The sequence below is a fragment of the Rhodococcus sp. P4_B6 genome (genome assembly GCF_056402215.1).
This window is the reverse complement of the sequence record NZ_JBFUHV010000017.1, coordinates 77,908-99,924: the sequence shown is the minus strand read 5'-3', so window position 1 is coordinate 99,924 and position 22,017 is coordinate 77,908. Positions and strand designations below refer to the sequence as shown.

18 protein-coding genes and 1 pseudogene are annotated in these 22,017 nt (G+C 66.4%); 5 read left to right on the top strand and 14 right to left on the bottom strand.

Features of this window, described 5'->3' with window-relative positions:
- The first annotated feature begins 14 nt into the window (after positions 1-14).
- Complete coding sequence (locus tag AC1DWT_RS11360; protein ID WP_206013781.1) at positions 15-1,361, top strand: phenylacetate--CoA ligase family protein; 1,347 nt, start codon at positions 15-17, stop codon at positions 1,359-1,361.
- Between the two features lie 21 nt (positions 1,362-1,382).
- Here the strand turns inward: AC1DWT_RS11360 and AC1DWT_RS11355 are convergent, their stop codons facing one another.
- From AC1DWT_RS11355 to AC1DWT_RS11335, 5 genes are all read right to left on the bottom strand, one after another.
- Positions 1,383-2,897, bottom strand: coding sequence for a sugar ABC transporter ATP-binding protein (locus AC1DWT_RS11355; RefSeq protein WP_206013780.1), 1,515 nt, complete (start codon positions 2,895-2,897; stop codon positions 1,383-1,385).
- 11 nt (positions 2,898-2,908) lie between these two features.
- On the bottom strand, positions 2,909-3,994 hold the full coding sequence (locus AC1DWT_RS11350; RefSeq protein ID WP_072944499.1) for a hypothetical protein: 1,086 nt from the start codon (positions 3,992-3,994) through the stop codon (positions 2,909-2,911).
- On the bottom strand, positions 3,991-6,183 hold the full coding sequence (locus tag AC1DWT_RS11345) for an ABC transporter permease (protein WP_083395721.1): 2,193 nt from the start codon (positions 6,181-6,183) through the stop codon (positions 3,991-3,993). The genes AC1DWT_RS11350 and AC1DWT_RS11345 overlap by 4 nt, the downstream gene beginning before the upstream one ends.
- 13 nt (positions 6,184-6,196) lie before the next feature.
- A complete protein-coding gene (locus AC1DWT_RS11340) occupies positions 6,197-7,270 on the bottom strand; it encodes a sugar ABC transporter substrate-binding protein (RefSeq protein WP_206013779.1) in 1,074 nt (357 codons plus the stop codon).
- A 62-nt stretch (positions 7,271-7,332) separates the two neighbouring features.
- Positions 7,333-8,352, bottom strand: coding sequence for an ABC transporter permease (locus AC1DWT_RS11335; RefSeq protein ID WP_477920612.1), 1,020 nt, complete (start codon positions 8,350-8,352; stop codon positions 7,333-7,335).
- A gap of 274 nt (positions 8,353-8,626) precedes the next feature.
- On the opposite strand from AC1DWT_RS11335, the gene AC1DWT_RS11330 reads away from it, so the two are divergent.
- Together AC1DWT_RS11330 and AC1DWT_RS11325 are read left to right on the top strand one after the other, a co-directional pair.
- Entirely contained in the window at positions 8,627-8,998 is a 372-nt protein-coding gene (locus AC1DWT_RS11330) for a nuclear transport factor 2 family protein (protein ID WP_241031364.1), read from the top strand.
- 152 nt (positions 8,999-9,150) lie between these two features.
- Positions 9,151-10,230: a LuxR C-terminal-related transcriptional regulator gene (locus AC1DWT_RS11325; protein ID WP_477920611.1), complete on the top strand. Its 1,080-nt coding sequence runs from the start codon at positions 9,151-9,153 to the stop codon at positions 10,228-10,230.
- Positions 10,231-10,251: 21 nt separating this feature from the next.
- On the opposite strand, the gene AC1DWT_RS11320 is transcribed toward AC1DWT_RS11325, so the two are convergent.
- The 3 genes from AC1DWT_RS11320 to AC1DWT_RS11310 all read right to left on the bottom strand — a co-directional run bounded on the left by AC1DWT_RS11320 (position 10,252) and on the right by AC1DWT_RS11310 (position 14,003).
- On the bottom strand, positions 10,252-11,682 hold the full coding sequence (locus AC1DWT_RS11320; protein ID WP_477920610.1) for an aldehyde dehydrogenase: 1,431 nt from the start codon (positions 11,680-11,682) through the stop codon (positions 10,252-10,254).
- A 43-nt stretch (positions 11,683-11,725) separates the two neighbouring features.
- Positions 11,726-12,850 carry an NDMA-dependent alcohol dehydrogenase gene (locus AC1DWT_RS11315; RefSeq protein WP_206013777.1) on the bottom strand — a complete coding sequence of 375 codons (1,125 nt, stop codon included), beginning with the start codon at positions 12,848-12,850 and terminating at the stop codon, positions 11,726-11,728.
- Between the two features lie 256 nt (positions 12,851-13,106).
- Entirely contained in the window at positions 13,107-14,003 is an 897-nt protein-coding gene (locus tag AC1DWT_RS11310; RefSeq protein WP_072944513.1) for an alpha/beta hydrolase, read from the bottom strand.
- Positions 14,004-14,155: 152 nt separating this feature from the next.
- On the opposite strand from AC1DWT_RS11310, the gene AC1DWT_RS11305 reads away from it, so the two are divergent.
- Positions 14,156-15,019: a helix-turn-helix domain-containing protein gene (locus AC1DWT_RS11305; RefSeq protein WP_072944515.1), complete on the top strand. Its 864-nt coding sequence runs from the start codon at positions 14,156-14,158 to the stop codon at positions 15,017-15,019.
- Between the two features lie 10 nt (positions 15,020-15,029).
- On the opposite strand, the gene AC1DWT_RS11300 is transcribed toward AC1DWT_RS11305, so the two are convergent.
- The 3 genes from AC1DWT_RS11300 to AC1DWT_RS11290 form a co-directional block, all read right to left on the bottom strand.
- Positions 15,030-16,628 carry a sigma-54-dependent Fis family transcriptional regulator gene (locus AC1DWT_RS11300; protein WP_206013776.1) on the bottom strand — a complete coding sequence of 533 codons (1,599 nt, stop codon included), beginning with the start codon at positions 16,626-16,628 and terminating at the stop codon, positions 15,030-15,032.
- Between the two features lie 164 nt (positions 16,629-16,792).
- Positions 16,793-17,707 (bottom strand): mycofactocin-coupled SDR family oxidoreductase, encoded by a 915-nt coding sequence (locus AC1DWT_RS11295; protein WP_206013775.1) that lies wholly within the window; start codon positions 17,705-17,707, stop codon positions 16,793-16,795.
- A 51-nt stretch (positions 17,708-17,758) separates the two neighbouring features.
- Positions 17,759-18,862 (bottom strand): lactonase family protein, encoded by a 1,104-nt coding sequence (locus tag AC1DWT_RS11290; protein WP_206013774.1) that lies wholly within the window; start codon positions 18,860-18,862, stop codon positions 17,759-17,761.
- 280 nt (positions 18,863-19,142) lie between these two features.
- On the opposite strand from AC1DWT_RS11290, the gene AC1DWT_RS11285 reads away from it, so the two are divergent.
- Positions 19,143-19,673 (top strand): cupin domain-containing protein, encoded by a 531-nt coding sequence (locus tag AC1DWT_RS11285; protein ID WP_072944522.1) that lies wholly within the window; start codon positions 19,143-19,145, stop codon positions 19,671-19,673.
- A 6-nt stretch (positions 19,674-19,679) separates the two neighbouring features.
- On the opposite strand, the pseudogene AC1DWT_RS11280 reads toward AC1DWT_RS11285, so the two are convergent.
- From AC1DWT_RS11280 to AC1DWT_RS11270, 3 genes and pseudogenes are all read right to left on the bottom strand, one after another.
- Positions 19,680-20,342: pseudogene (locus AC1DWT_RS11280) on the bottom strand (alpha/beta fold hydrolase); the annotation flags it as partial.
- Between the two features lie 15 nt (positions 20,343-20,357).
- A complete protein-coding gene (locus AC1DWT_RS11275; RefSeq protein ID WP_477920609.1) occupies positions 20,358-20,555 on the bottom strand; it encodes a hypothetical protein in 198 nt (65 codons plus the stop codon).
- Between the two features lie 57 nt (positions 20,556-20,612).
- Positions 20,613-22,007 (bottom strand): MmgE/PrpD family protein, encoded by a 1,395-nt coding sequence (locus AC1DWT_RS11270; protein ID WP_206013773.1) that lies wholly within the window; start codon positions 22,005-22,007, stop codon positions 20,613-20,615.
- Positions 22,008-22,017: the final 10 nt, after the last annotated feature.

Genomic DNA, 22,017 nt, shown 5'->3' with positions numbered 1-22,017 from the left:
AGAGGGATCGCACCATGGCTGTTCCTCATTCGTCACGGCACTGGAGCGCGGTCGAATCGCTCACTCCCGGCGACGCTGCGGATCTGCAGAACCGTCGGCTGCGCGAGCAACTCGACTATCTGGCCGCCCGCAGCGACTTCTACAAGGCGAAGTTCGCCGAGCATTCCGTCGACGTCACCCGTGTGCGGACGGTGGAGGACCTCGCGGGGCTGCCGTTCACCGAGAAGCAGGAACTGCGGGACAGCCTGGCGGCCACGCCGCCGCTGGGCAACCACGTCGCGGCGGAGGCCGCCGACATCGTGCAGATCCAGGCGTCGTCGGGCACTACCGGCAGCCCATCCTACGTCGGGTTGACGCGGCGCGACATCGACGTCTGGTCCGAGCTCGGAGCGCGGGCACTGTACGCCAACGGTTTTCGTCCCGGTGACCGGTTGCTTCACGGGTTCGGTATGAGCAAGGGCTTCGTCGGCGGGATCCCCGTCGTGCAGATGGCGCAGTACATGGGCATCGTCGACATTCCGATCGGCGCGGAGGCGGGCGCGGAGCGACTCCTGCGGGTGCAGGCGGACCAGCGGCCCGGTGCGCTGATCGGCACGCCGAACTTTCTGGCGTATCTGGCCGAGCAGGCGCCGGCGATCCTCGGCCTGCGGGCCCGCGATCTGGGTGTGCGCGCGATCAGTGTGGGCGGCGAACCCGGTGGCGGCCTGCCCGCCGTGCGCTGCAAGCTCGAGTCGTTGTGGGGTGCCACATCACGGGAGATGCTGGGCGGCACCGATATCGCCTGCATCTACTGGGGCGAGTGCGAGGCCGGCGACGGAATGCACTTCCTCTCCCCGGACCTGATGGTGGCCGAGCTGATCGATCCGGAGACCGACGAGATCGTCGCGCCCGTGCCCGGCGCGCAGGGTGAGTTGGTGTACACGGCGCTCCGCAGGCAGGCGTCGCCGCTGCTGCGGTTCCGCACCCGCGACCACGTGGTCGTCACCGGCACCGACTGCGCATGCGGCCGCACCGGGTACAAGGTGCGGTGCGTCGGCCGGACCGACGACATGCTGATCGTGCGCGGCATCAACCTCTTTCCGTCCGCGGTCAAGCAATTGGTGTCGGAGCTGACGCCGGCCACCACCGGCGAGATGCGGATCCGCGTCGACTTCGAGGGGCATTCGACCCAGAAGCCGCTCATGCTGGTCGTGGAGTATTCCGACGGACTCGGTACCGAGCAGCAGGACGACCTGCGGTCGTCGATCGAGCAGCGGGTCCGGTCGGCGCTGGGCGTCAAGGCGGCGGTCGAGCTCGTGCCCGAGCGCACCCTCGCGCGACCGGACCACGTCAAGGTGAATCTCATCGAACGGGTGTCGTGACGGAGGCCGTGACGCCGCGCGTCAGTGGACCGCCGCGAACATGAGGCTCTCCTCGTCGGCTTCCTCCGGCGAGAACTCGGCTGCGATGCTGCCCGCGCGTGCTACCAGGACCCGATCGGACAGCGCCTGGATCTCGGGCAGGTAGGACGAGATGACCACCACCGCGACTCCGTCGTCGGCGAGAGCGCGAATCATCGCGTGAAGCTCCGGAATCGTGCCCAGATCCACACCGCGGGTCGGCTCGTCGATGATCGCGACCAGCGGCTTGCGGGTCAGTCCCTTGGCGAGTACGACCTTCTGCTGATTTCCGCCGCTCAGCTCCTCGAGGGTGGCCTTGTCGGGTGCGAGGGTGCGAACCTCGAACTGGTCGACGAACCGCTGCGCCACCGTCTTCCGGACACGGGGGCGGAACAGGAACGGCAGGCGGAGTGCGCTGCACAGGTGGCCGAGATAGATGTTGTCCGCGATCGTCAGATGGCTGAAGAAGCCGGACGCCTTGCGGTCCTCGGTGATGTAGACGATGCCGGCCCGCCGCGCGTGCCGCGGTGTTCGGAAGCGGACCGGTTTTCCGTTGAGCTGCACCGTGCCACCGCGGAGGCGACGACGCTTCGTGATGCCGCTGATGATCATCGCGACCTCGCTGCGCCCCGCACCGACCAGCCCGTAGAGGCCGACGATCTCACCCGCGTAGGCGGAGAACGCCATGTTACGCACAGCGGGCAGCAGTGTCAGGTCCTCGACCTGCAGCGTCGGCGTCGGTTCCGGTGTGCGGCCCGGCAGCACGCGTCCCATTTCGACGGTGCGGCCCACCATCATCTTGACTACCCGGTCGTGGGTGAACTCCGGCTTCGCCAGGGTCCCCTGGACCACGCCGTCGCGCAGGACGGTGATGCGATCCGCCTGCTCGAACGCCTCGTCGAGCATGTGGGTGATGAAGATGACGCCGATCCCGCGCCGCGCGAGACTCCGCATCGACATGAACAACTGCAACCGTTCTTCGGGTGTCACCGATGCGGTCGGTTCGTCGAGGATCACCAGGTCCGCATTCCGATGGACCGCGCGGGCAATCTCCACCATCTGCTTCTGGCCCACACCGAGTGAACCGGCCGCCACGTCGGGGCGGATGTGGAAGTTGTGCGATTCGAGTAGTTCTCGGGCAATGACATTGAGGTGACCGAGGTTGTTGAACACTTTCTCGTCGCCCATGAATAGATTCTGCGCGACCGTCATCGACTCGACGAGGGACCCTTCTTGGTAGACCATCGCCACACCGGCTTCCACCGATTCGCGCGGTGTCGCGAACGTTCGCTCCCGTCCGGAGATCTCGAGAGTGCCGGTGTCGTGCGCGACCGCGCCCGAGATGATCTTCACCATCGTCGACTTCCCGGCACCGTTCTCACCCAGTACGGCGTGGACCTCGCCCGGGCGGACATCGAAGTCGACTCCGGCGAGCGCGTGGGTTCCGTTGTAGCTCTTGCCGACGTTCGTCAACCGGATCACCGGCGCGGCGGATGAGCCACTCGCTACCTTTGGCATCGTTGCCATCCTCATCTGTTGTGCTCTTGTAGGTTCAGCAGATTCCCGTACCCGCACGCCGCGGCGATCACCTGTCCGTCCCGGACGGCGACACCGGTGACGCCGTGACGGTTGCTGTCGACGCGGGCATGGGCGCTCTCGACGACTCTGCCCGTGCGGTCCATGCGGAACACGAGCCCGCAGGAGCGGGCGGGCGCCCAGCTCTTCACGACCCCGAGCACCCGCAGCTGTCCCATCTGCATCGTCTCCGTGAAGGGGTCCTCGCTGTGCAGGCGCGGGACGAACCATTCGTCGCGGCTGATCGTGCCGATCATCTCGGCAAGCACCTCGGGTTCGTCGAGCAGCATCTCCGTGACCCGGTTGCGTACATACGGCGCGGCGAACCAGTAGCCGCCGTCGTCGGCGCTCACCCGACCGGGGTAGATCGGAAGGTTCGCCGTCATCGTGCGCCCCCGGTCGCCGAGTGCCGTGAGTTCGCGCAGTTCGACGCGGTGCTCCAGGCTGATCGACACGAGCACGTCGCGGTCGGAGGCCATACCGATCCCCGACGGCCATGCCAGGCCTTCGGCAACCACCCGTGCCCGGGCCCCGTCCACCCGCACGATCTGTCCGGACCGGTCGCCGGTGACCAGGGCCCGTGCCCACTCCGCGGACTGCCCGGTGGTCGAGCCGACGGCCACGAGCAGGGCGGCGTCGGGAGTCCCCGTCAGCGCGGTCACGCACGAGGTGACCGACGGGTCCGTGCAGATCTCCGCGACCGCACCGGACGGTGAGATCGCACAGAGCCCGCGACCCTCGACCGCAGCGACGACCTCGTCGCCGACGGCCGCGAGGGCCGCGACCCTGCCGGAGAACTCGGCGCGGAGAACAACCTCACCGTCGTGGTAGTCGAACACGACGTTGCCACTGCTGAAAGCCGCAGCGCCGGACCGGGTGATTACCACGTCGTCGGGCTCGTACCGCCCGGGAGGCAAGAGTTCCGTTGCCTCGTCCAACCGGAGATTGGGGCGCAGCCCGGTGTCCATCGGCGGCACGGTGCGGTGCCTGCCCCGATTCGGGTTGATCCATTCTCTGAGGGTGCTCAGGGTCGAACTCATCGGGTGACCTCCTCGGGAGTGCGCGTGCGAGCGGTCCCCGGCACCGCCGAGGGATCGATGGTGCCGACTTCACTCGGGTCGAGTACCAGCCGGCCGATACGGTTGTTGCTGACGCCGCACAGGTACAGCGCACCGTCGCGTTCCTTCGCCGCGGTGACCATCGGATAGTTCTCCATCGACTCGTCCCAGAGCACCGACAGGATCTCGCCGCGGTCACTGAACTTGATCACGCACGAGACGTTGAGCTGTGGCACCACCCAGTTGTCCACGGACACCTCGCGGGTCATCCTGCGGCGGACCGCGGGGTACTTCCCGAGTAGATCGGACATCTGGGTGCGCATGGCGCACAACGGCATCCAGTAGTTGCCATCAGACGACCTGTTGATGTTGTCCGGGTAGCCGGGCAGGTTCTCCAGTACCGGTTCGAGCTGCCCCGTCTTCGGCCCGGAGATCCACAGCCGATCGATGCGACACAAGCCGGTGCTCGCGATGAGGATCGACTCGCCGTCGTGTGCGGTGCAGATGCCGTTGGGGAAGACGTAGTTGGACACGACCACCTCGGTCTTGCCGTCGGGAGTGACTCGGATGACCCGGCCGTTGGGCCGGAACTCGACGAGCTCGAGCAGGAAGTCGGCTGTGTTGGTCCGTGTGGAGAAGTCGGAGGCGTAGATCGAGCCGTCGGGAGCGATGTCGAGATCGTCGATGGCTCGCAGGCCCGAATCGTCGATGAGTGACAGGGGACTGCGCGTGACCTTGTTGGCGACGAGTTCCGGTTCGCCGTCGCTCCCGATGCGGTAGATACCCATGCCACCCACCGCGACGACGAGGCGACCCTCCGCATCCCAGACGTGTCCGCACGGGAATCCGCCGGTGCGGGAGAAGATCTCGCCCTCGGTGTCGTCGATGCCGCGGAACCGCCACACCCAGCCGCGCTGGTCCCCGCAGTACACGTTGCCGTCCGAGTCGACCGCACAGTCCTCCGCTCCCCGGATCTTGCCGAGGCCGACCGGCGGCGCATCGGTGAGCCGCCGGTTCAGCGACCACACGGTGCCCGGTTCGGTGACGTCGACCAGCGGGCCGAGGGACAGGCGGGCCGGATCGATCTTCAGCTTCTCGACCGCCCGCTGCCGGTACTTCCCCCACTGCAGATCGAGGATCGTGAACATCAGCAGCACGGCCGCGAGAATGACAGTGTAGTAGGACCCCTGCGCGCCGTCGGCGACGGTGGCCTGCTGGATGATGGCAACCACGACGACGCCGACCGTCGCGCGGAGCACCGAACCACGCCCGCCCTTCAGGCTCACCCCACCGAGGACGACCGCGGTCAGCACGATGATCTCCCAACCCCGTCCGATATTGGGATCGGTACGACTGAGCCGTGCCGACGTCAGGATCGCAGCTGTGCCGGCCAACGCGCCGGACAGCACATACGTCCAGAAGGTCACGGCGGTAACCGGAATGCCGTTACGACGCGCCGAGCGCCGGTCGGATCCGGTCGCCGTCACCCACCAGCCCCAACGTGAGCGCGTCAGTGCCAGGTGCACGACGATCAGCGCCACCGCGAAGACGAACCACTCGGTGGGGATCCCGATGATCGTGCCGTTGCTGAAGAAGTCCCATACGAGAGACTGCTTGCCGATGCCGATCTGGGTGCTGTACGCGTTCTGCAGTGCGGCTGCCGCCCCGCCGAACGCGATGAGTGTGACGAGGGTGGTGATGAACGGGCGCATCCGCCGATGGGCGATGAGGTACCCGTTGACCGACCCGAGTAACGCCCCGAGCACTATCCCCGCCGGGACGACGACCGCGGTCGGCCACATCCAGACCCGGTCGGCGACCATCGCGCCGAGCGCGCAGACGCCCACCATCGATCCGATCGACAGGTCGATGCCGCCGCCGACGAGGACGACCGTCAGGCCGACTGCGAGCAGGCCCCACTCGGCTACCTCGTCGAGTATCAGCGGTGCGTTGGCCGCGCCGACGTTGGTCGTCGCCAGGACATACACGCACAGTGCGAGTGCCAGCACGAGTGGGACGGCACCCTCCATCCACCGCTTCTCGAACAGGTCGGAGATGGTGCGGAACCGCGGGATACGTTCGGCCGGCCGACCTCCGGTCAGGGGGAAGGCATCGATGCCGCGGCGAAGTGGACCGAAGCCGCTGCGGCGCAAAGTAGTCGATGTTGTCATCAGGTATCGGTCCCTACCGGCTCGTGTAGCAGGCGATCGTGGTCTGGTCGACGTTGCTTCTGTCGACCACTGTGCTCGAGACGTAGGCGACCGAGTTGCCGGCACCGGGCTGTGCGCCGTCGAAGATCAAGTTCTGGGCCGCCGCGGCGCCGGCGGCGCCGATGCCCTGGACGTCGTAGGCCGCCGACGCGGTCACCAGTCCCTGCCTCAGCGCATCGCACCAGTTGCTGTCCGCGTCGAGGGTGTAGACGCCGATCGATCCGGGCTGCACCTGTCCCCGTGACTCCGCGGCCTTGACCGTCTGCCCGACGGTGATCGAATTGAGGTCGAACGTCACCATGAAGCCGCACAGCTCACCCTGCTGCTGTTGGATCACCGACTCGGCGGCCGCTTGAGCCTGCGCATTCTGGAACTGCGAGTGGTTGACGAGAACCTTGTAGCCCAGCGGCTCCACCGCGTCCTTGATGCCCTGATTCCAGAGGATCGACGCCGGGTCGTTGCCGGGACCGTCGATGATCGAGATGGTTTTGGGGGCGTTGCGCTTGTCGCAGTCTTCGACGGCACGGCCCGCGATCGACTGCGCGGCACCGTAGACGTCGACTCCGACGAAGGCGTCTCCGAGCCGGTTGGACATCATGTTGAGCACCACCGTGTAGATGCCGGCCTTCGCCGCCTGGTCGATGACGCTGTCGAGTAGGCCCTGATCCTGGTTCTGGAGGATCAGCACGTCGGCCGCCTTGCGCGCGATCAGATCGTTGATGGTGCTGAGCATTCGGTCGCTACTGAAGTTCGAGTCGTAGACCGTGAAGTCCGCTCCCAGGTTGTCGAACGTTCGCTGCATCGTCGTGCCCCAGTTCTCGGTCAACTGGTAGCCCTTGTAGAGGATCGGCACGAATGCGATCTTCTTGCCCTGCATCGCGTCGAGTGCCGTCTGTCGCGCCGGGAGCAGTTCGACGTTGGTACCGAACGCCTTTTCGCCTCCCTCGGATCGGGTCGCGGCAGTACCGCTGTTGACCGTGCACCCCGCGACGGCGACTGTGGCCGCCACCGCCATGATGCACGCGGCGATCTTCTTCATCGTCTTCATGGTTCTCGATTCCTTCTGCTGGCCGGAAGAGCCTGTGTGAGTGATGTATTTCCGATCGGGTGTCACAGTTCGCCGGATTTCTCGGTCTCCTCGTTCCGCGGGTGCAGCCATGCGTCGAACGCGATCGCCGAGATGAGTACCGCTCCCCGGATGAGGTCCTGGACGGCGGTGCTCAGCCCGTGAAGTACCAACAGGTTGTTGAGGATTCCGACGAATATCGCACCGGCGAGGACACCGAGGATGGTTCCCCGGCCGCCGGACAGCGACACACCGCCGATCACCACCACCGTGAGGGCGGTGAACAGGATCGGGTCGAATGACGTGATGGTCGTCTGCACGCTTCCCTGGATGGACACCGCGACGTAGCCGGCCACGGCGGCGAGCAGTGCCGAGATCGCGTAGGTGAGGATCTGCAGCGGCCGGACCGGGGCGCCCGACGCTCGCGCGGTGTCGAAGTTGTCTCCCATCGCGCGGATCAGGCGTCCCGGGGACGTGTACGAAATGAACAGCCAGGCAATGAGGAAGACTGACCCCGCGATGATCACGGGACGCGGGACCCCGAGCACGGAACCGTTGGCGATCGCTGCGAGTAGCGACGAACCGGGAACGCTGTAGACGTTCTGGGTGAGGACGAGGATGTCGATGCCACCGATCACCAGCATGCCGGTCGCGAGCGTCACGAACAGTGCGGGCACGTTGAGGAAGGCGATGATCACTCCGTTGGCGAGGCCGACGACGACGGCCAGGGCGACCATCAGGCCGATTGCCTGCCACTCGGGCATACCCGTGCTCATCAGTGCCAACGTGGCCTGCGCGCAGCCGAGGCCGATTCYCGCAACGGACAGGTCCAGACCCTTGCCCAGGATCACGATCGCCTCGCCGACGGCGAGGATGCCGAACGCTGCGGACAGACTGAGGATGCTGGTGAGGTTTCCGGTGGTGAGGAAGTTCGTCGTCGTCGCGCCGCCGACCAGTGCCATTAGCACGGTGATGCCGAGGACCAGGTACGCCTGGTCGAAGCCGCCCAGGCGGCCGCGGAGCGTTACTCGGCTCGGCTCGGCCGCCACTGTTGCCGTAGTCATGGGACTCCTGTGTCGGTTCGGATATGGGTGTCGACCGCAACGAGGCGGAGGTGGACATATCGAGTTGGTGATCTGCGTCATATGCGTCGAGCCAGTGTGGCGAATGGCATAGTGCGCGTGCATCTGCCTGCGGTCGGATTCTCACTACGACTTATGGACGATCCCCATCTTTCGAGCAGTGTCCAGATATCTGGACACTCGATCGGTTCACGCGCGGGCAGCATGGGTGACGCAGATCACCTGCAGTAAATCCGACAGGAAGGTCCGACCACAGATGAGCAGCACCCCAGACCAGGCAACCATCGAACTTTCGGAGAACTGGGTCAAAGCGTTGGCGAACATCGACCTGTTCCTCGAGATCTGCGTCGAGGACTGCCCCGTGTGGCACAGCGCCGACGACAAGTGGGTCTCGGTGTCCGAGGCCGTCGCCGCCGTGTACGAACGCGCCGGGGGCGGGCCCGTGCCGGACTTCCGCCCCGAGGGCATCACGTTCACCGAAAACGGCTTTTTCAACGAGGCGTCCGTCGAACTGGAGATGGGCGGCCAGGAGGTCAAGTTGCACCTCGTGCAGATCGTCGAGGCGCGTGACGGTAAGGCTGTTCGAGTCCGGGAGTACATCGGCCCGGAGATGGGTATCCAGCCCTGAAATCGCAGTACCCCGACGGACAGTCGCCTGATCGGCGACCGTCTGCCGGGGGCGTGGACTGCGCGCCCGGCATTCGGCCGTCCTGAGGACGTGTGTCACGCATCATATTTGTATATGATGTAGACACCCCGTCTTGGAGTGGTGCCATGAGTATGACTTCCCCAGATACACGACGCAGTGATGTGGAGCTCGACGCAGACGTCACCGCGCAGATTCGCGAGCTGGGTATCGCTGCCGGCGACGTCCTGGACTGCAGCATCTCCGTCGCCGAGTGCTCGCGCGTGTCGTCAGCGAAGCGGCTCCTGGCGCATGTGTGGGACTGCGTGATAGCTGAGATGAACCAGCCCGCGGCGGGCCCCACGCCGCCTCGTCTCGCCGAGCTGACCGGCCTCCTCGGCCGTGTCCGCGACCTGGAGTCGCGGGTCGAGGACGCCCGCGTCGCCGAKGGTGTCGAGACCATGCGGCGGATTCRCCGGGCACTCGGCCGCTTGCAGGTCGCGACGACCGCGAACGAGCTTCTGTCACAGGCCGCGGCCGAGGCGTGCACCATCGGGTTCGATCGCGCGCTCGTCTCCACCATCGGTGATGCGACATGGAACCTGCATTCGATGTTCATCGAGCGGGACCCCCGACTTGCCCGGGACATGGTTGCGGCCGGCCGCCAGGATCCACCGAAGCTCGACGGCTCCATCATCGAGTCGGACGTGGTCGATCGAGCTCGCTCCGGGTTGGTGTTCGACGTTCAGAACAATCCGCGGGTGAATCGGCAACTGGTCTCGATGTCCGGATGCACGTCGTACATCGTGGCTCCGTTGCGTTCGCACGGCAAGGTCATCGGGCTCGTCCACGCCGACAGCCACTATCCGGCTCGCGACGTCGATACCACCGACCGCGCGGTGCTCAACCTTTATGCCGAGGGGTTGAGTCACACGTTGGCGCGAGTCTCGGTTCTGGAGGGACTGACCTCGCTCAGCGAAGGGATGGCCCGGTTGGTGAGTGACGTGAAGATCGCTGCCCCACCGCAGATCACGATGAGCGATCTACGCCATCCCGTGCTGTCGACCCGCGAGGTGGATGTCATCGAGCTCATGGCGGCAGGCGACGCCAATCGATCGATTGCACGAAAACTGTCGATCTCCGAGGGGACCGTCAAGACCCATATCACCCACATCCTGCGTAAGCTCGATGCATCGAATCGTGCTGAAGCCGTGGCCTATTGGCTGAGGCGATGACGTTCGATCACCGCCTCGGCGTCACCTGCCGCGGAAGATGGTCTTGTATTCCAGATAGGCATCCAGGCTCTGGGGGCCCAGTTCGCGTCCGATACCGCTGTTCTTCAGACCTCCGAACGGCGTCTCGATCGGGAGGGTCGACGTGTTCACCCCGACGCTGCCGGTCACGATGCGGCGGGCAACCTCGGTTGCCCGATYGCGATCGGGTGAGAACACTCCGCCGCCCAATCCGTAGTCGGAGTCGTTTGCGATGGCGATCGCCTCGTCGATCGTGTCGTACGGCATCACGACGAGCACCGGCCCGAAGATCTCCTCGCGAGCAATGCGCATGTCGTTTGTGACATTACGGAAGATCGTCGGCTCCACGTAGTAACCGCGATCGAGCTTCTCGGGGCGCCCGCCGCCGATGACGACCTCGGCGCCTTCGGTGCGGCCGAGTTCGATGTACGACTCGACTCGGTCGCGTTGCGTCGCGTTCACGAGCGGTCCGAAGAAGTTGGCCGGGTCGGTCGGATCACCCTGCGGTATGGCGCTCAGTGTCGCGCCGAGCATCTCGACGATCTCGTCGTACCGCGACGAGGGCGCCAGCACTCTGGTCAACGCTCGGCACGTCTGGCCGGTGTTCGGCGCGCACGCGGACATCACCAGGGGTGTGAACGCGTCCAGGTCGACGTCGTCGAGCAGAATTCCCGCCGACTTGCCGCCGAGCTCGAGCGTGACGTGCTTGAGTTGCCTGCCGCATTCGGCCGCGATCGCCTTGCCCGCGACCGTCGAGCCGGTGAATGCGACCTTGTGCACGCCCGGGTGTGAGACGAGGGCAGCACCGGTTTCCCGGCCGCCGGTGACGATGTTGACCACGCCATCCGGAATTCCTGCGGCATCGAGGATCTCGGCGAAGACGAGCGCATCCAGAGAGGTCTCCGGTGCGGGCTTGATCACGGCGGTACAGCCGGCGGCCAACGCCGGCCCCAGCTTCCAGGCGATCAACGGTTGCGGTCCGTTCCACGGCGTGATGGCGCCCACCACGCCGACGGGCTCACGGCGCAGCACCGCGTCACCACTCGCGGTCTCGACCAGCTTCTCGGTCTCGAGATCGTCGGCCAACGACGCGAAGTACCGGTAGGCGACCGGAACCTGGCTCTGCATGGCGCGGGAGATGCTGATCGGTGTTCCGTTCTGACGCGTGACCAGCGCCGACATCTCGTCGCTGCGCGCTTCGAAGGCATCGGCCAGACCGCGCAGGTAACCGGCACGCTCGGCCGGTGTGCGCGCTGCCCACTTCTCGCCGGCCTCCGCAGCCGCGGTCACCGCGGCGTCGACGTCGGACGCGTCGCCGTCGGCGATGGACGCGAACTGCTCCTCGGTGGCCGGATTGATCACCGAGATGCGGTCCGCCGAGTGGGTGCGCTCCCGGCGTCCGTTGATGAAATGGTGGTCGTGGTCGCATGTCATGAGGACTCCTGGAATCGGCGTGCTGTCGAGTGTCGTGAGGCGGTCATTCGTGATCGAAGACGACGATCCCCCGGATGTTCCTTCCCGCCTTCATGTCCTCGTATCCCTGATTGATCTCGTCGAGGGTGTACCGGTTCGTCACGAGTTCGTCGAGCAGCAGATTCCCCTGCCGGTAGAGCTCGAGTTGCGCGGGAATGTCGGACGTCGGCCGACTCGCACCGAAGAGCGAACCCTGCAGCCGTTTCTGGCTCAGCGTGAGGTCGTGCAGATTGATGTCCCCGTCCTTGGTGAAGGTGTCGCCGATTCCGACCGGAACACACGTGCCGCCCTTGCGGACCGCAGCGAGTGCCTCGCCGACAATCTTCCCGGTGATCACTCCCACGGTGACGATCGCCGAGTCGGCGCCCTGGCCGTTGGTCAGCGGGGCTGTGATCGCGTTCGCTTCCTCGATCGTCGCGACCGCGTGCGTGGCACCGAACTTCAGTGCGGTGTCTCGTTTGAACGCAACGGGATCGACCGCGATGACGGCACTGGCACCGGCGTGGGCCGCACCCTGGACGGCGTTGATTCCGATGCCGCCGACCCCGACCACGATGACGACGTCGCCGACGCGCACATCGGCCGAGTTGACCGCGGCGCCCCAGCCCGTTCCGACGCCGCACCCGGTGAGGCACGCAACCTCGAGGGGGACTGCCTTGTCGATCTTCACCGCCGATGCGGTCGAGACGATGATGCGTTCGCAGAACGTGCCGAGTCCGGCGAGCTGACCCACCGGCCTGCCGCCCCGAGAGAGCCGGTACGAACCGGGATCGTCGAAACGGCAGCCCGTGGTCAGAAGAGCACCCAGATCGCAGAGATTCTGCAGCCCCCGGGCGCACCACTTGCATCGGCCGCATATCGGCAGGAAGGAGAAGACGACGTGGTCGCCGACCTCGTAGCCGGGCGTGTGGGGGCCGACGGCCTCGACGATGCCTGCACCTTCGTGACCGCCGGCGATGGGAAGGATCCCGGGCGTCTGGTCGCCGGTGGCGAAGTGGTCGTCCGAATGGCAGAGGCCGGCGGCGACCATCCGGACGCGAATCTCGTTCTGGCGCAGTTCGTCGAGGTCCAGTTCGACGATCTCGTATCGTCCCGGGACCTCGAGCAGGACTGCCCCTCGCGTCTTCATGCGCGCACCACCGGTGAGACGGAGGTGCGTTCCCTGATGAGTGTCATCTGCGGCCTTCTGGATCGGCAGGATCCGCTTGCGGATCACGCGGTCGGATAAATGTGACGGTGGCCATACTTTGCGTTCAGTGTGGCTGCCGACGCGGCGTCTGGGAATCCGTCACCGGTCGTATTCCGATACGACCAAAGGACTATTGACGTGACCGTGCCCCGGTCGGGGGCCGGGGCACGGTCACACCGACCGGCAGCCGATCCGGCTATCCGGCCAGGTTCTTCGTGAAGAACTCGGTGAGCTTGTCCGCTGCCTGCGAGACGTACTGGTCGACGTCGTACAGGTCGACGTGGGTGGCGCCGTCGATCTCGAACAGCTCGGCGGTCTCGCCGCCGGCCGCCACCGCGCCCTCACTGAAGCCCTTGGTCTCGGCCTCGGTTCCCGCGATCATCAGCAGCGGCCTGGGCGCGATCTTCGCGACACCGGCGTAGGCGTCGAACTGGTCGAGATGGTCGACGCTGCGCAGCGCGAACTTCCCGATCGATCGCGGGTGCTGTGCGCGCGGAGTCTTGTAGTAGTCGAAGAATTCCGCGACGGCCTTCGGCGTCGACGCGTCCACCGAGTCCGGCAGCACCGGAACCATGGGGATGTCCTCGCCCTTCGCCTCCGCGGTCCGCGCGGCGCCCGCCTGATCCACCAGCTTCGCGAAGGCCTCGGGGTCCGGCACCCGGAAGAAGCAGGTGGCGTCCGCGCCGCTGACGGTGGCGACGGCCTTCATCCGGTGGTCGGTCTGTGCGGCGAACGGCACGTAGCCGCCCGAGGCGCAGATGCCGAGGACACCGATCCGCTCCGGGTCCACGTCGTCGCGGGTGCTCACGTAGGTCACCGCGTTCCGGAAGTCCTCCGCGCGCTGGAACGGATCCTCCAGTCCGCGCGGTTCGCCCTCGCTCTCACCCTGGTACGCGGCATCGAACGCCAGGGTGATGAAACCCTGATCGGCGAGGCGCTGCGCGTACAGTGCCGCAGTCTGCTCCTTGACACCGGTCATGGGATGCCCGACGACGATCGCGGGCAGCCGCCCGGCGGCCTCGGCCGGGGTGTAGAGGTGGCCGGCGAGCTGAAAGCCGCTGCTGTTGAACCGAACATCGGTCTTGGTGGTCATGGTGCCTCCGTGGTGTTTCGAGAATTCCGATCCGCATTCCGAATCGCTCGATACCTAGTCTCGGAGCTCCGGGGAAACCGGGGAAGGGCGACATTTATCCTGGGAACAATCCTTCCCAGGATAATCTGGCGCCCCCGACCTACCCTGGCTGTATGCCCAGTCCGATACACCAGGCACCACACCTACGTGAGCTCGGCGCGTTCCTCAAAACCCGCCGCAGCGAGCTGTCACCGTCCGACGTCGGCCTACCCGACCTCGACCAGCGCCGCCGGGTGAGCGGGCTGCGGCGCGAGGAGGTGGCGCAGCTCGCCGCGATCAGCACCGACTACTACACCCGGATCGAGCAGGGCCGGCTCGTCCCGTCCGAGCAGGTGCTCGCCGCGCTGGTGCGAGCGCTGCAACTCGACTCGGATCAATCCGAGTACCTCGACAGTCTGGCCGATCACGCCACCCACCGGTCCACGCCCCGTCCGGCGGCGCAGTCACGCACCGGTGGCAGCAGGGTACGCCCGCAGGTGCGACGGCTATTGGACCAGCTCACCGACACCCCGGCCATCGTGCTGGGTCCTCGGACCGATATCTTGGCGTGGAATCCCTTGGCCACCAAGGTATATGCCGATTTCGATGCGATGGCTCCGCACGAGCTGAACTATGTGCGGCTCATCTTCACCGACCCTCGGATGCGGGAGCTGTTCGACGACTGGACGGCGGTCGCGCGGTCCTGTGTGGCGATCCTGCGCCGCGAGGCGGCCATCAACCCGGCCGATCCGGCCCTGTCCGCGCTCGTCGGCGAACTCACGATCGCCGATCGTCAGTTCGGACAATGGTGGGCGGCGCGAAACGTGGCGCGCCAGGACTTCGGCGTCAAGGTGCTCAATCATCCGGTCGTCGGTGAGCTGACCCTCGACTGGGAGATCTTCCGCTACTCCGGCGCGCCCGAGCAGCAATTGGTGCTGAACTCCGCCGAGGACGGTTCGCCGACCCAGGAGCGACTGGCACGGCTGGGCCGGATGTGAACCGGAGAGGTCAGGCGATCTTGAGAACCCGGAGCCGGTTGTAGAGAGTCGACCGGCTCACCCCGAGTGACTGCGCGGCCTTGAGTTTGTTCCCGCCGGCAGCTTCGATCGCCGCGACGATCACTTCCCGTTCGGCATGTCGAATGGGCGACAGGGGTGTGCCGACTTCCCGGTACGGTGCGGGAAGGTCGGTCGGAATGATGTCTCCGGCCGAGCGGGTCCGGGCCAGCGCGTGGATCACCCGCCGGATTTCGGCGAGGTTGCCCGGCCACGGATGTGCCGCCAGGACCTGCAGTGTCGCCGGGGTGAGGCGCAGGTCGGACGTCACGGCCTCCTCCGCCAGCATCCGACGGGCCAGCCCCGGAATCTCGTGGCGGCGCCGACGGAGCGGAGCGAGTTCACGTCGCGCGGCGCAGAGCCCCACCAGGGAGGGGTGGATCCCCGCGTCGTCGTTCGCACTCGTCGAGGTCAGAACGACGTGTCGCCGCGTGCCCCGGATGAGGCGGGCAACCAGTGTGGCCATCGAATCGGTGAGGAAGTGGACGTTCTCGATGATCACGACGGCACCATCCTGCTCGAGCTGCCGGCCGAGTCCGACCGCCCAGGCCTGCTCACCCGTGTGCACGACGTCCGCGGCGTCGACGATCGCCCCGCCCGGTCCGGCCGCACGCACCGCCTCGGTTGTCCGGCCGGTGCCGGTTTCTCCGACGACGAGGAGCGGCCACTCCTCGACCGATGGTCGTGGTTGCGGCTTCGGGCTCGTTCTCGCCATAGCGAAATCCACCAGGACGCCGTTCCCGCCATCGACCGGAGTGCAGGTGAACTCCACTTCGCGACCGGATTCGAGCGTCAAGCGATTGGTGACGGCCGTTGTGTGAGCGGTGTCGGCGCCGGCTCGGACGGCCGCATGGTCGGCGGGATCGAGGAGGTCGAGGGCCGCCGGGGTCGCGAGCACCATCCCCTCGCCGAGCACCATCACCGGCCGTTCCTTCCGCCGTGCCGCAGAATGGAAGGCCGCCAGCAGATTTCGTTGCGCGACAGGTGTGCTCAGCGCCAGCCGGTCCTCGATCTCCCCGACCAACCGCTGGGCGATCGGCGCGAAGTACCGGTGATCCTCGCCTGCGCCGCCTCCGACGTCGAGAACGCCTTCGAGTCGTCGCGTTATTGGATGAATGATCGGCTGGCCGAAGCAGCTGAACTCGTGAAAGGCGGACATGAAGTGTTCGGGGCCGTGGACGAGCAGCGGTTGCCGGGCCTCCAGGACAGTGCCCACCGCGTTGGTTCCCACTTCATCCTCGGCCAGCCGGATTCCGGGCTCGATTCCCATCCAGGCGACCGCGTCGCGGACGGCAGGACTGGCGTGTCGGATATCCAGGATCCGGGCGTCGTGGTCGGCGAGAACGAACACCAGTGGCGCACCGTCGAACTCGCGGCAGATGTGATCCAGAACGGGCGCCGCGGCCCGTCGGAGACACCCGTCCGAGGAGACGTCGATCCTGTCCAGCCTCGGCGTCGTATCGGAGTCGAGACCCGACAATTGCGAACGCATCCACGACGACGCGATTTCCGGCCGAGCGTCGACCGTGGAATGCGCTGAGCTACTGAGCACTCCGACACCACCTTCCGGCCAGGCGCGATGAGAACGGACTCGCATCACATGTGAGCGAGAACACAATATAATATATGCGCGCTTCGAACAAGGGTCGGCCGAGGGGGACGCTCAGACACCGGCCCCGGCCGCGTGCAGCGGTCGGGGCCGGTGTCGTCAGGCTGTCACAGATCGTCGGGCGACTGGGCAGGTGAGCGGTAACGATCGGCTTCCGGTCCCTCGGTTTGCGGCGCGAAATTCACGCCGGGGAGCAGGAGGTGGCCGGCGTCGACCGGCAGGGCGACACCGGTGATGTGCTCGGCGTAGTCGGACAGCAGCCAGCATGCGGCATTACTGGTGGCGTTCGGCGGAAGCGCGGGCCTGCCGGCCAGCGGCGCATAGCCGTACGTGGCGGCTATCGCCACATCGCGGTTCGCTGTCTCGCCGGGGGCGACGAACAGTTGGTGGCCCATCGGGTTGTCCCAGATCTTCGCGTCCACCGCGCCGGGGCAGACCGCGTTGCACCGCACGTTGTACTCCGCGATCTCCAGAGCGGTGTTCTTCATCAGGCCGAGGACGCCGTGCTTGGCCGTGATGTAGTGGGTGTATCCGGCCGTTGCCTCCAGCCCGCCTACCGACGCAATACATACGATCGCACCGCCACGCTGCTCGACGAGATGCGGCGCGGTGGCCTTGATCGTCCGGAAGGTACCGCCGAGCACCACATCGGTGACCGTCGTCCACATCTGCTCGGTGATTTCCCAGGACTTGGGCCCGAGATCCCACAGTCCGGCGTTGGCGATGACCGCGTCGAGCCGGCCGAATGCGTCGAGCCCGAGAGAGACTGCCGCGTCGAGCGCGGCCTGATCACGGACGTCGGCGACTGCACTGACCGCCCGTCGGCCTTCCTTCTCGACGAGAGCCTGTGTCTTGTCGAGATCTTCCTTGCTCGCCAGCGCGTATCGAATCCCGTCGACGGGTGAGCAGATGTCGGTGATGATGACATCGGCTCCCTCCTTCGCAGCGGTCACCGCATGTGCTCGACCCTGCCCTCGTGCGGCGCCGGTGATGAAGACGACCTTGCCGTCCAGTAGTCCCATTGTCGATGTCCTTTCCACATTTCATTCGGTAGTGCGGGGTGGGTGGGTAGTTCACGCAGGTCCGACGGATGCGAACACTCCGGTGGCGCCGTCGGAGAACGTCACACCCGTATCGACCGGCGGTTCTCCCGTGGCCTCGAGTGCCCCGTCCGGCTTCACCCGGTAGGTGAACACCTTCTCGATGCCGGTCGTGGTCAGCGTGTCGATGACATAGAGCCGCTGGGCATCCGGGCTCAGCACGACACGGCCGGGGAAGTGTCCCGGTGCGCTGGGCGCATCCGCGCCGGGCACGGGAACCAGGGCGCCGTCGTCTCGGATCTCGAATCCGTTCACACTCTGACCGCCGGTCTGGGGAAGGTAGAGATACCTGCCGTCCGGTGTGATGGCCATACCGTGCGGAATCGCCTTCGTCGGGAAGCGCCCGATCGGGGTCAGTGCACCGTCGGGCGCGATGCGGTAGCCGGAGACGTCGTTGGTCCCCTCGTTGGTGATGAACAGGAACTTGCCGTTGGGCGTCACCGACGGCAACGCCGGACGATCACCGGTCGGCACCTGCGAGCCGGTCGGTGTCAACCTGCCGTCGGATCCGATCGCGAAGGAATCCATAGTCGCCCCGATGAAGCTCGGGGCGAACAGGAATCGACCGTCCGGAGACACCACCGGAATGGACAGGCCGCTCGTCGCGCCGGGAATAGTCACCGAATCGACGAGTGTCAGAGCGCCGGACGGCGCGATGGCATACGTCTGCACGTCGTTGGTCATCGAGCCGACGGTGGCGAAGAGCCACTTCCCGTCCGGGCTCACGACTGCACCCACGATCGGTCGGCCGGGGGCGAGGCGGGCGTCCTCGAGGCGCTCGAGTGCACCGTCGTCGCCGACGCGGAATCCCTGGAGTGTTCCCGAGACAGTATGTGCGACATACGCGAATCGGCCATTCGGCGTGACCGCGATCGACAGCGTGCCGGTATCGGTGGGCACGGGCTGCCCGACGGGAGTCAGCCGACCGCCGGATTCGCGCAACACCCCGATGTTCGACGAACCTGTGCCACCGACCAGAAGGTAACTCGGTCCCGCCGCATCATCAGCCAGGGCTGCGCCTGCCGAGGGAGAGATGACCGTACCGACGGACACGCCTGCGGCAACGCCGATCGCCATGACGGTCGTAGGTATTCGCGCTCGCAGCATCTTCCAGGTCGACCACTTTCTTTCGGCGGCCGATGGATTCCGAGTCGTCAATGCAACCTCCGTGGTTCCTCGATTCGGCGGGTTCGCCACGCTGAACGTAGGCCGGGAAGCCGGGGTGAAGGTGTCCAATTATCTGGACACTCCGCTGCACGCGCGCCGGTCCATACATTGCCAACATTATATATGATACTGTACGAACTGAGACGTCCGTCATGTCGTGGGCGGCGCATTCGAGCGGAAAGGGACAGTGATGAGTGGTGAGCACCTGAAGAAGACCGCACGGCGCGTGATCGCCGGAGTCGATGCCGACGGCAAGTCGACGATCGTCGTGGACGAGACAACCGGCACTCGGGTCGCACTGCCTGCCTTCTCCGTGAACGACGTGTGGAGGGTCGATGCACTCCCCGCCGTCTTCACCGACGATGACACCCTCGAATCCGAGGTGGAACTCGCGCCGCCGGCCAGTGGGCTCGTCGTCCGCCTGGCGACATTTCCACCCGACAGCGAAATTGATCCGGCTGTCTATGCGGCATCGATCGGAAACCTGCACGGCGAGGATGCCAAGGCGGACAGCGAGGAGATCGTCGGTTTGCACGCCACCGAGACCGTCGATATCGCGACGATCATCGACGGTGAGATCTATGCGATCTACGAGACGGGTGAGACCCTGCTCAGGCCGGGTGACACGGTGATCAACCGGGGCATCAAGCACGCGTGGAGCAACCGCACGGACAAGCCCGTGACAATGGTCGCCGTGATGGTCGCCGGCACGACGGGCTGACTCCGCTCAGCGTGACGGGAGAGCCCGATCGAGGAAGCCCTCGAGGTGCAGGGCGAATGCCTCGTTGTCGTCGCCRGCGATCATGTGCCCCGCGTCCACCTCGACGGCCTCGGAGTTCGGCACCAGGGCGAGTATCTCGTCGACCGCCTCCCGCGAGACGATCTCCGACCTCGATCCGTGAACTATCAAGGTGGGAACCGTGATCCGGGCGGTCAGGTCGGCGAGCCGCCGCTCGTCGGAATTGCCGCGGTTGTCCGCGTAGCCGACGAAGGCTGGATCCCAGTGCCAGTACCAGCGGCCGTTGCCCTTGAGACGCAGGTTCTTTCGTAACCCGTCGCTGCGGCGACGACGGGGTGGCGTGCCGCGGAAGGCGTCGATGGCCGCGGACGCGTCGTCGAGCGAGGCGAACCCGTCGGGCGCCGCGCCCAGGAAGTCGCGGACCCTCCGCTGGCCGGTGTGGTCGGTTCGATGCGTGATGTCGACCCGCACCAACCCGGCGACGGAACGGGGGCGTCCGCCCGCGACGACGATGCCCGTCCGGCCGCCCAGCGACGCTCCTACGACGACGACACGGCCGCCGAGTTCGGCGAGTACCGCTTCGAGGTCGGCCGCGAAAAGTTCGGCCGAGTACTCGKGTGCCCATCCGCTGTCGCCGTGCCCGCGCGCGTCGAAAGTGACTGCGCGCTATCTGTTCTCGGCCAATCGTGCCGCCGTGCGATCCCACGAGTGCCTGGTCTGGCCGCCGCCGTGGCGGAGGAGAACGGTTCCCTCGGTCGAATCGGTCAACCGATCGTCGGTCTCCCACCGATCACCGGCAAGACGGACCCCACCGGATCCTGTGAACTCGACGGGGATCGGCCGGGCTGTGGTCTGGGCGTCCATCAGCTCTCTTTCTCGTCATCGGCCGCCGGCCCGGTTGGGGCCGGCGGTCGGAGGGAATCAGACCTTCAGCAGGGCTGCGAAGTCGGAGGCGGGCTGGTCGAGGTCGCCGCCCTTGATGGCCTGCAGCAGGGTCTCGCCGCGCTCGGGGCCCAGCGATGCCGAGGTCACGTCGCGGAATTTCGCATCGAGGTCCTCCTGCGACATCGGGTTCTCGGCGGTGCCGGTGGGGTTGTCGACGAACAGGCTCTCGCTGGTGCCGTCGGTGTAGGTGACGGTGATGTCGCCGACCCAGCGGCCGGGGTAGGCGGTGTCCAGTTGGGGCTTCACCTCGATCTTCACCTTCTGGGCGAGGGCGGCGACGTCGCTGCCGGCGCCGAGGTCGAGCCGTCCGGCCATGTAAGCGTTGTGGGTCGAGAATCCGTTGCCCTTGCCGAGCAACGACAGCGAGAACTGGAACGGCAGGCTGTACTGCAGGTGCTCGATGATCTTCGGTGCGTACGCGTTGGCGTTCTTGTTGCCGATCACCACGTCGCCGCCGGTTTGAATGCCCAGCAGCACCGAGTCGACGTCCGCGGCCCGGGCCGAGAGYTGGCGGGCGCCGTCGATGTAGGCGTGGTTGATGCCGCAGCAGCAGTACGGCTTGATCCACACGCGCGTGATCTCGAACGTCTTGTCGAGGCCGAACGTGGCCGCGGCGTCGTCGGCGACCGGGCGTCCGACGAATGTGCGGTAGAAGCCCTTACCGCCGGTGAGGAACGTCGTCGGACCGGTGATGCCCGCGGCCGCCATCTCGGCGGCGCGGATCCCGTTGCGGGTGCCGATGCCGGAGTGGATGCGTTTGATGGAGCCACCGGACGACGTGTACTCGGTGGTGCCCGACGCGTGACTGAGGGCGATGGCGAGGGCGTGCACGGTCGTCTCGATGTCGAAGCCGCGCATCTTTGCGACGACGGCGGCCGCACCGAAGTTCGACAGCAACCCGTGCGGGTGGAAGCCGCGCTCGAGTAGTTCGGGTGCGGCCAGGTTGCCGATGCGGGTGTACACCTCGTAGCCGGCGACGATGCCGGTGATCACCTCGCGCATCGTCGCGCCGAGTTCCTCGCCGACCGCGAGTGCGGCGGACACGACGGTGCTGCCCGGGTGCGACGAGCTGGCCCGGTGGGCGTCGTCGTATTCGAAGCCGTGGCCGAAGGAGGCGTTGACGAATGCCGCGTCCGCGGCGCTCATCTCGTCGCCTGTCGCGGCGACGTGTGACTTGCCCGGAACGTGCGCCGCGCGCGTCAGCTCGAGCAGTGCCTTGCTCCACGGCAGCGAGGCACTGCCGACCTGAAGGGCGAGCTGGTCCTGCATCAGGCGGCGCGCACCGGCGAGCGCGTCGGCGGGGATGGAGTCGAAGGTCAGATCCGTGACGAGCCGGGCGGCAGCTTCTTCGACGGGGGGAATGTTGCCCATGTGTGTTGCC

What these genes read in the sequence shown, in the direction of transcription:
- AC1DWT_RS11360 (WP_206013781.1), top strand. Translation starts at nt 15, where the DNA reads ATGGCTGTTCCTCATTCGTCACGGCACTGGAGCGCGGTCGAATCGCTC.
- AC1DWT_RS11355 (WP_206013780.1), bottom strand. Translation starts at nt 2,897, where the DNA reads ATGCCAAAGGTAGCGAGTGGCTCATCCGCCGCGCCGGTGATCCGGTTG.
- AC1DWT_RS11350 (WP_072944499.1), bottom strand. Translation starts at nt 3,994, where the DNA reads ATGAGTTCGACCCTGAGCACCCTCAGAGAATGGATCAACCCGAATCGG.
- AC1DWT_RS11345 (WP_083395721.1), bottom strand. Translation starts at nt 6,183, where the DNA reads ATGACAACATCGACTACTTTGCGCCGCAGCGGCTTCGGTCCACTTCGC.
- AC1DWT_RS11340 (WP_206013779.1), bottom strand. Translation starts at nt 7,270, where the DNA reads ATGAAGACGATGAAGAAGATCGCCGCGTGCATCATGGCGGTGGCGGCC.
- AC1DWT_RS11330 (WP_241031364.1), top strand. Translation starts at nt 8,627, where the DNA reads ATGAGCAGCACCCCAGACCAGGCAACCATCGAACTTTCGGAGAACTGG.
- AC1DWT_RS11315 (WP_206013777.1), bottom strand. Translation starts at nt 12,850, where the DNA reads ATGAAGACGCGAGGGGCAGTCCTGCTCGAGGTCCCGGGACGATACGAG.
- AC1DWT_RS11310 (WP_072944513.1), bottom strand. Translation starts at nt 14,003, where the DNA reads ATGACCACCAAGACCGATGTTCGGTTCAACAGCAGCGGCTTTCAGCTC.
- AC1DWT_RS11305 (WP_072944515.1), top strand. Translation starts at nt 14,156, where the DNA reads ATGCCCAGTCCGATACACCAGGCACCACACCTACGTGAGCTCGGCGCG.
- AC1DWT_RS11295 (WP_206013775.1), bottom strand. Translation starts at nt 17,707, where the DNA reads ATGGGACTACTGGACGGCAAGGTCGTCTTCATCACCGGCGCCGCACGA.
- AC1DWT_RS11290 (WP_206013774.1), bottom strand. Translation starts at nt 18,862, where the DNA reads ATGGCGATCGGCGTTGCCGCAGGCGTGTCCGTCGGTACGGTCATCTCT.
- AC1DWT_RS11285 (WP_072944522.1), top strand. Translation starts at nt 19,143, where the DNA reads ATGAGTGGTGAGCACCTGAAGAAGACCGCACGGCGCGTGATCGCCGGA.
- AC1DWT_RS11275 (WP_477920609.1), bottom strand. Translation starts at nt 20,555, where the DNA reads ATGGACGCCCAGACCACAGCCCGGCCGATCCCCGTCGAGTTCACAGGA.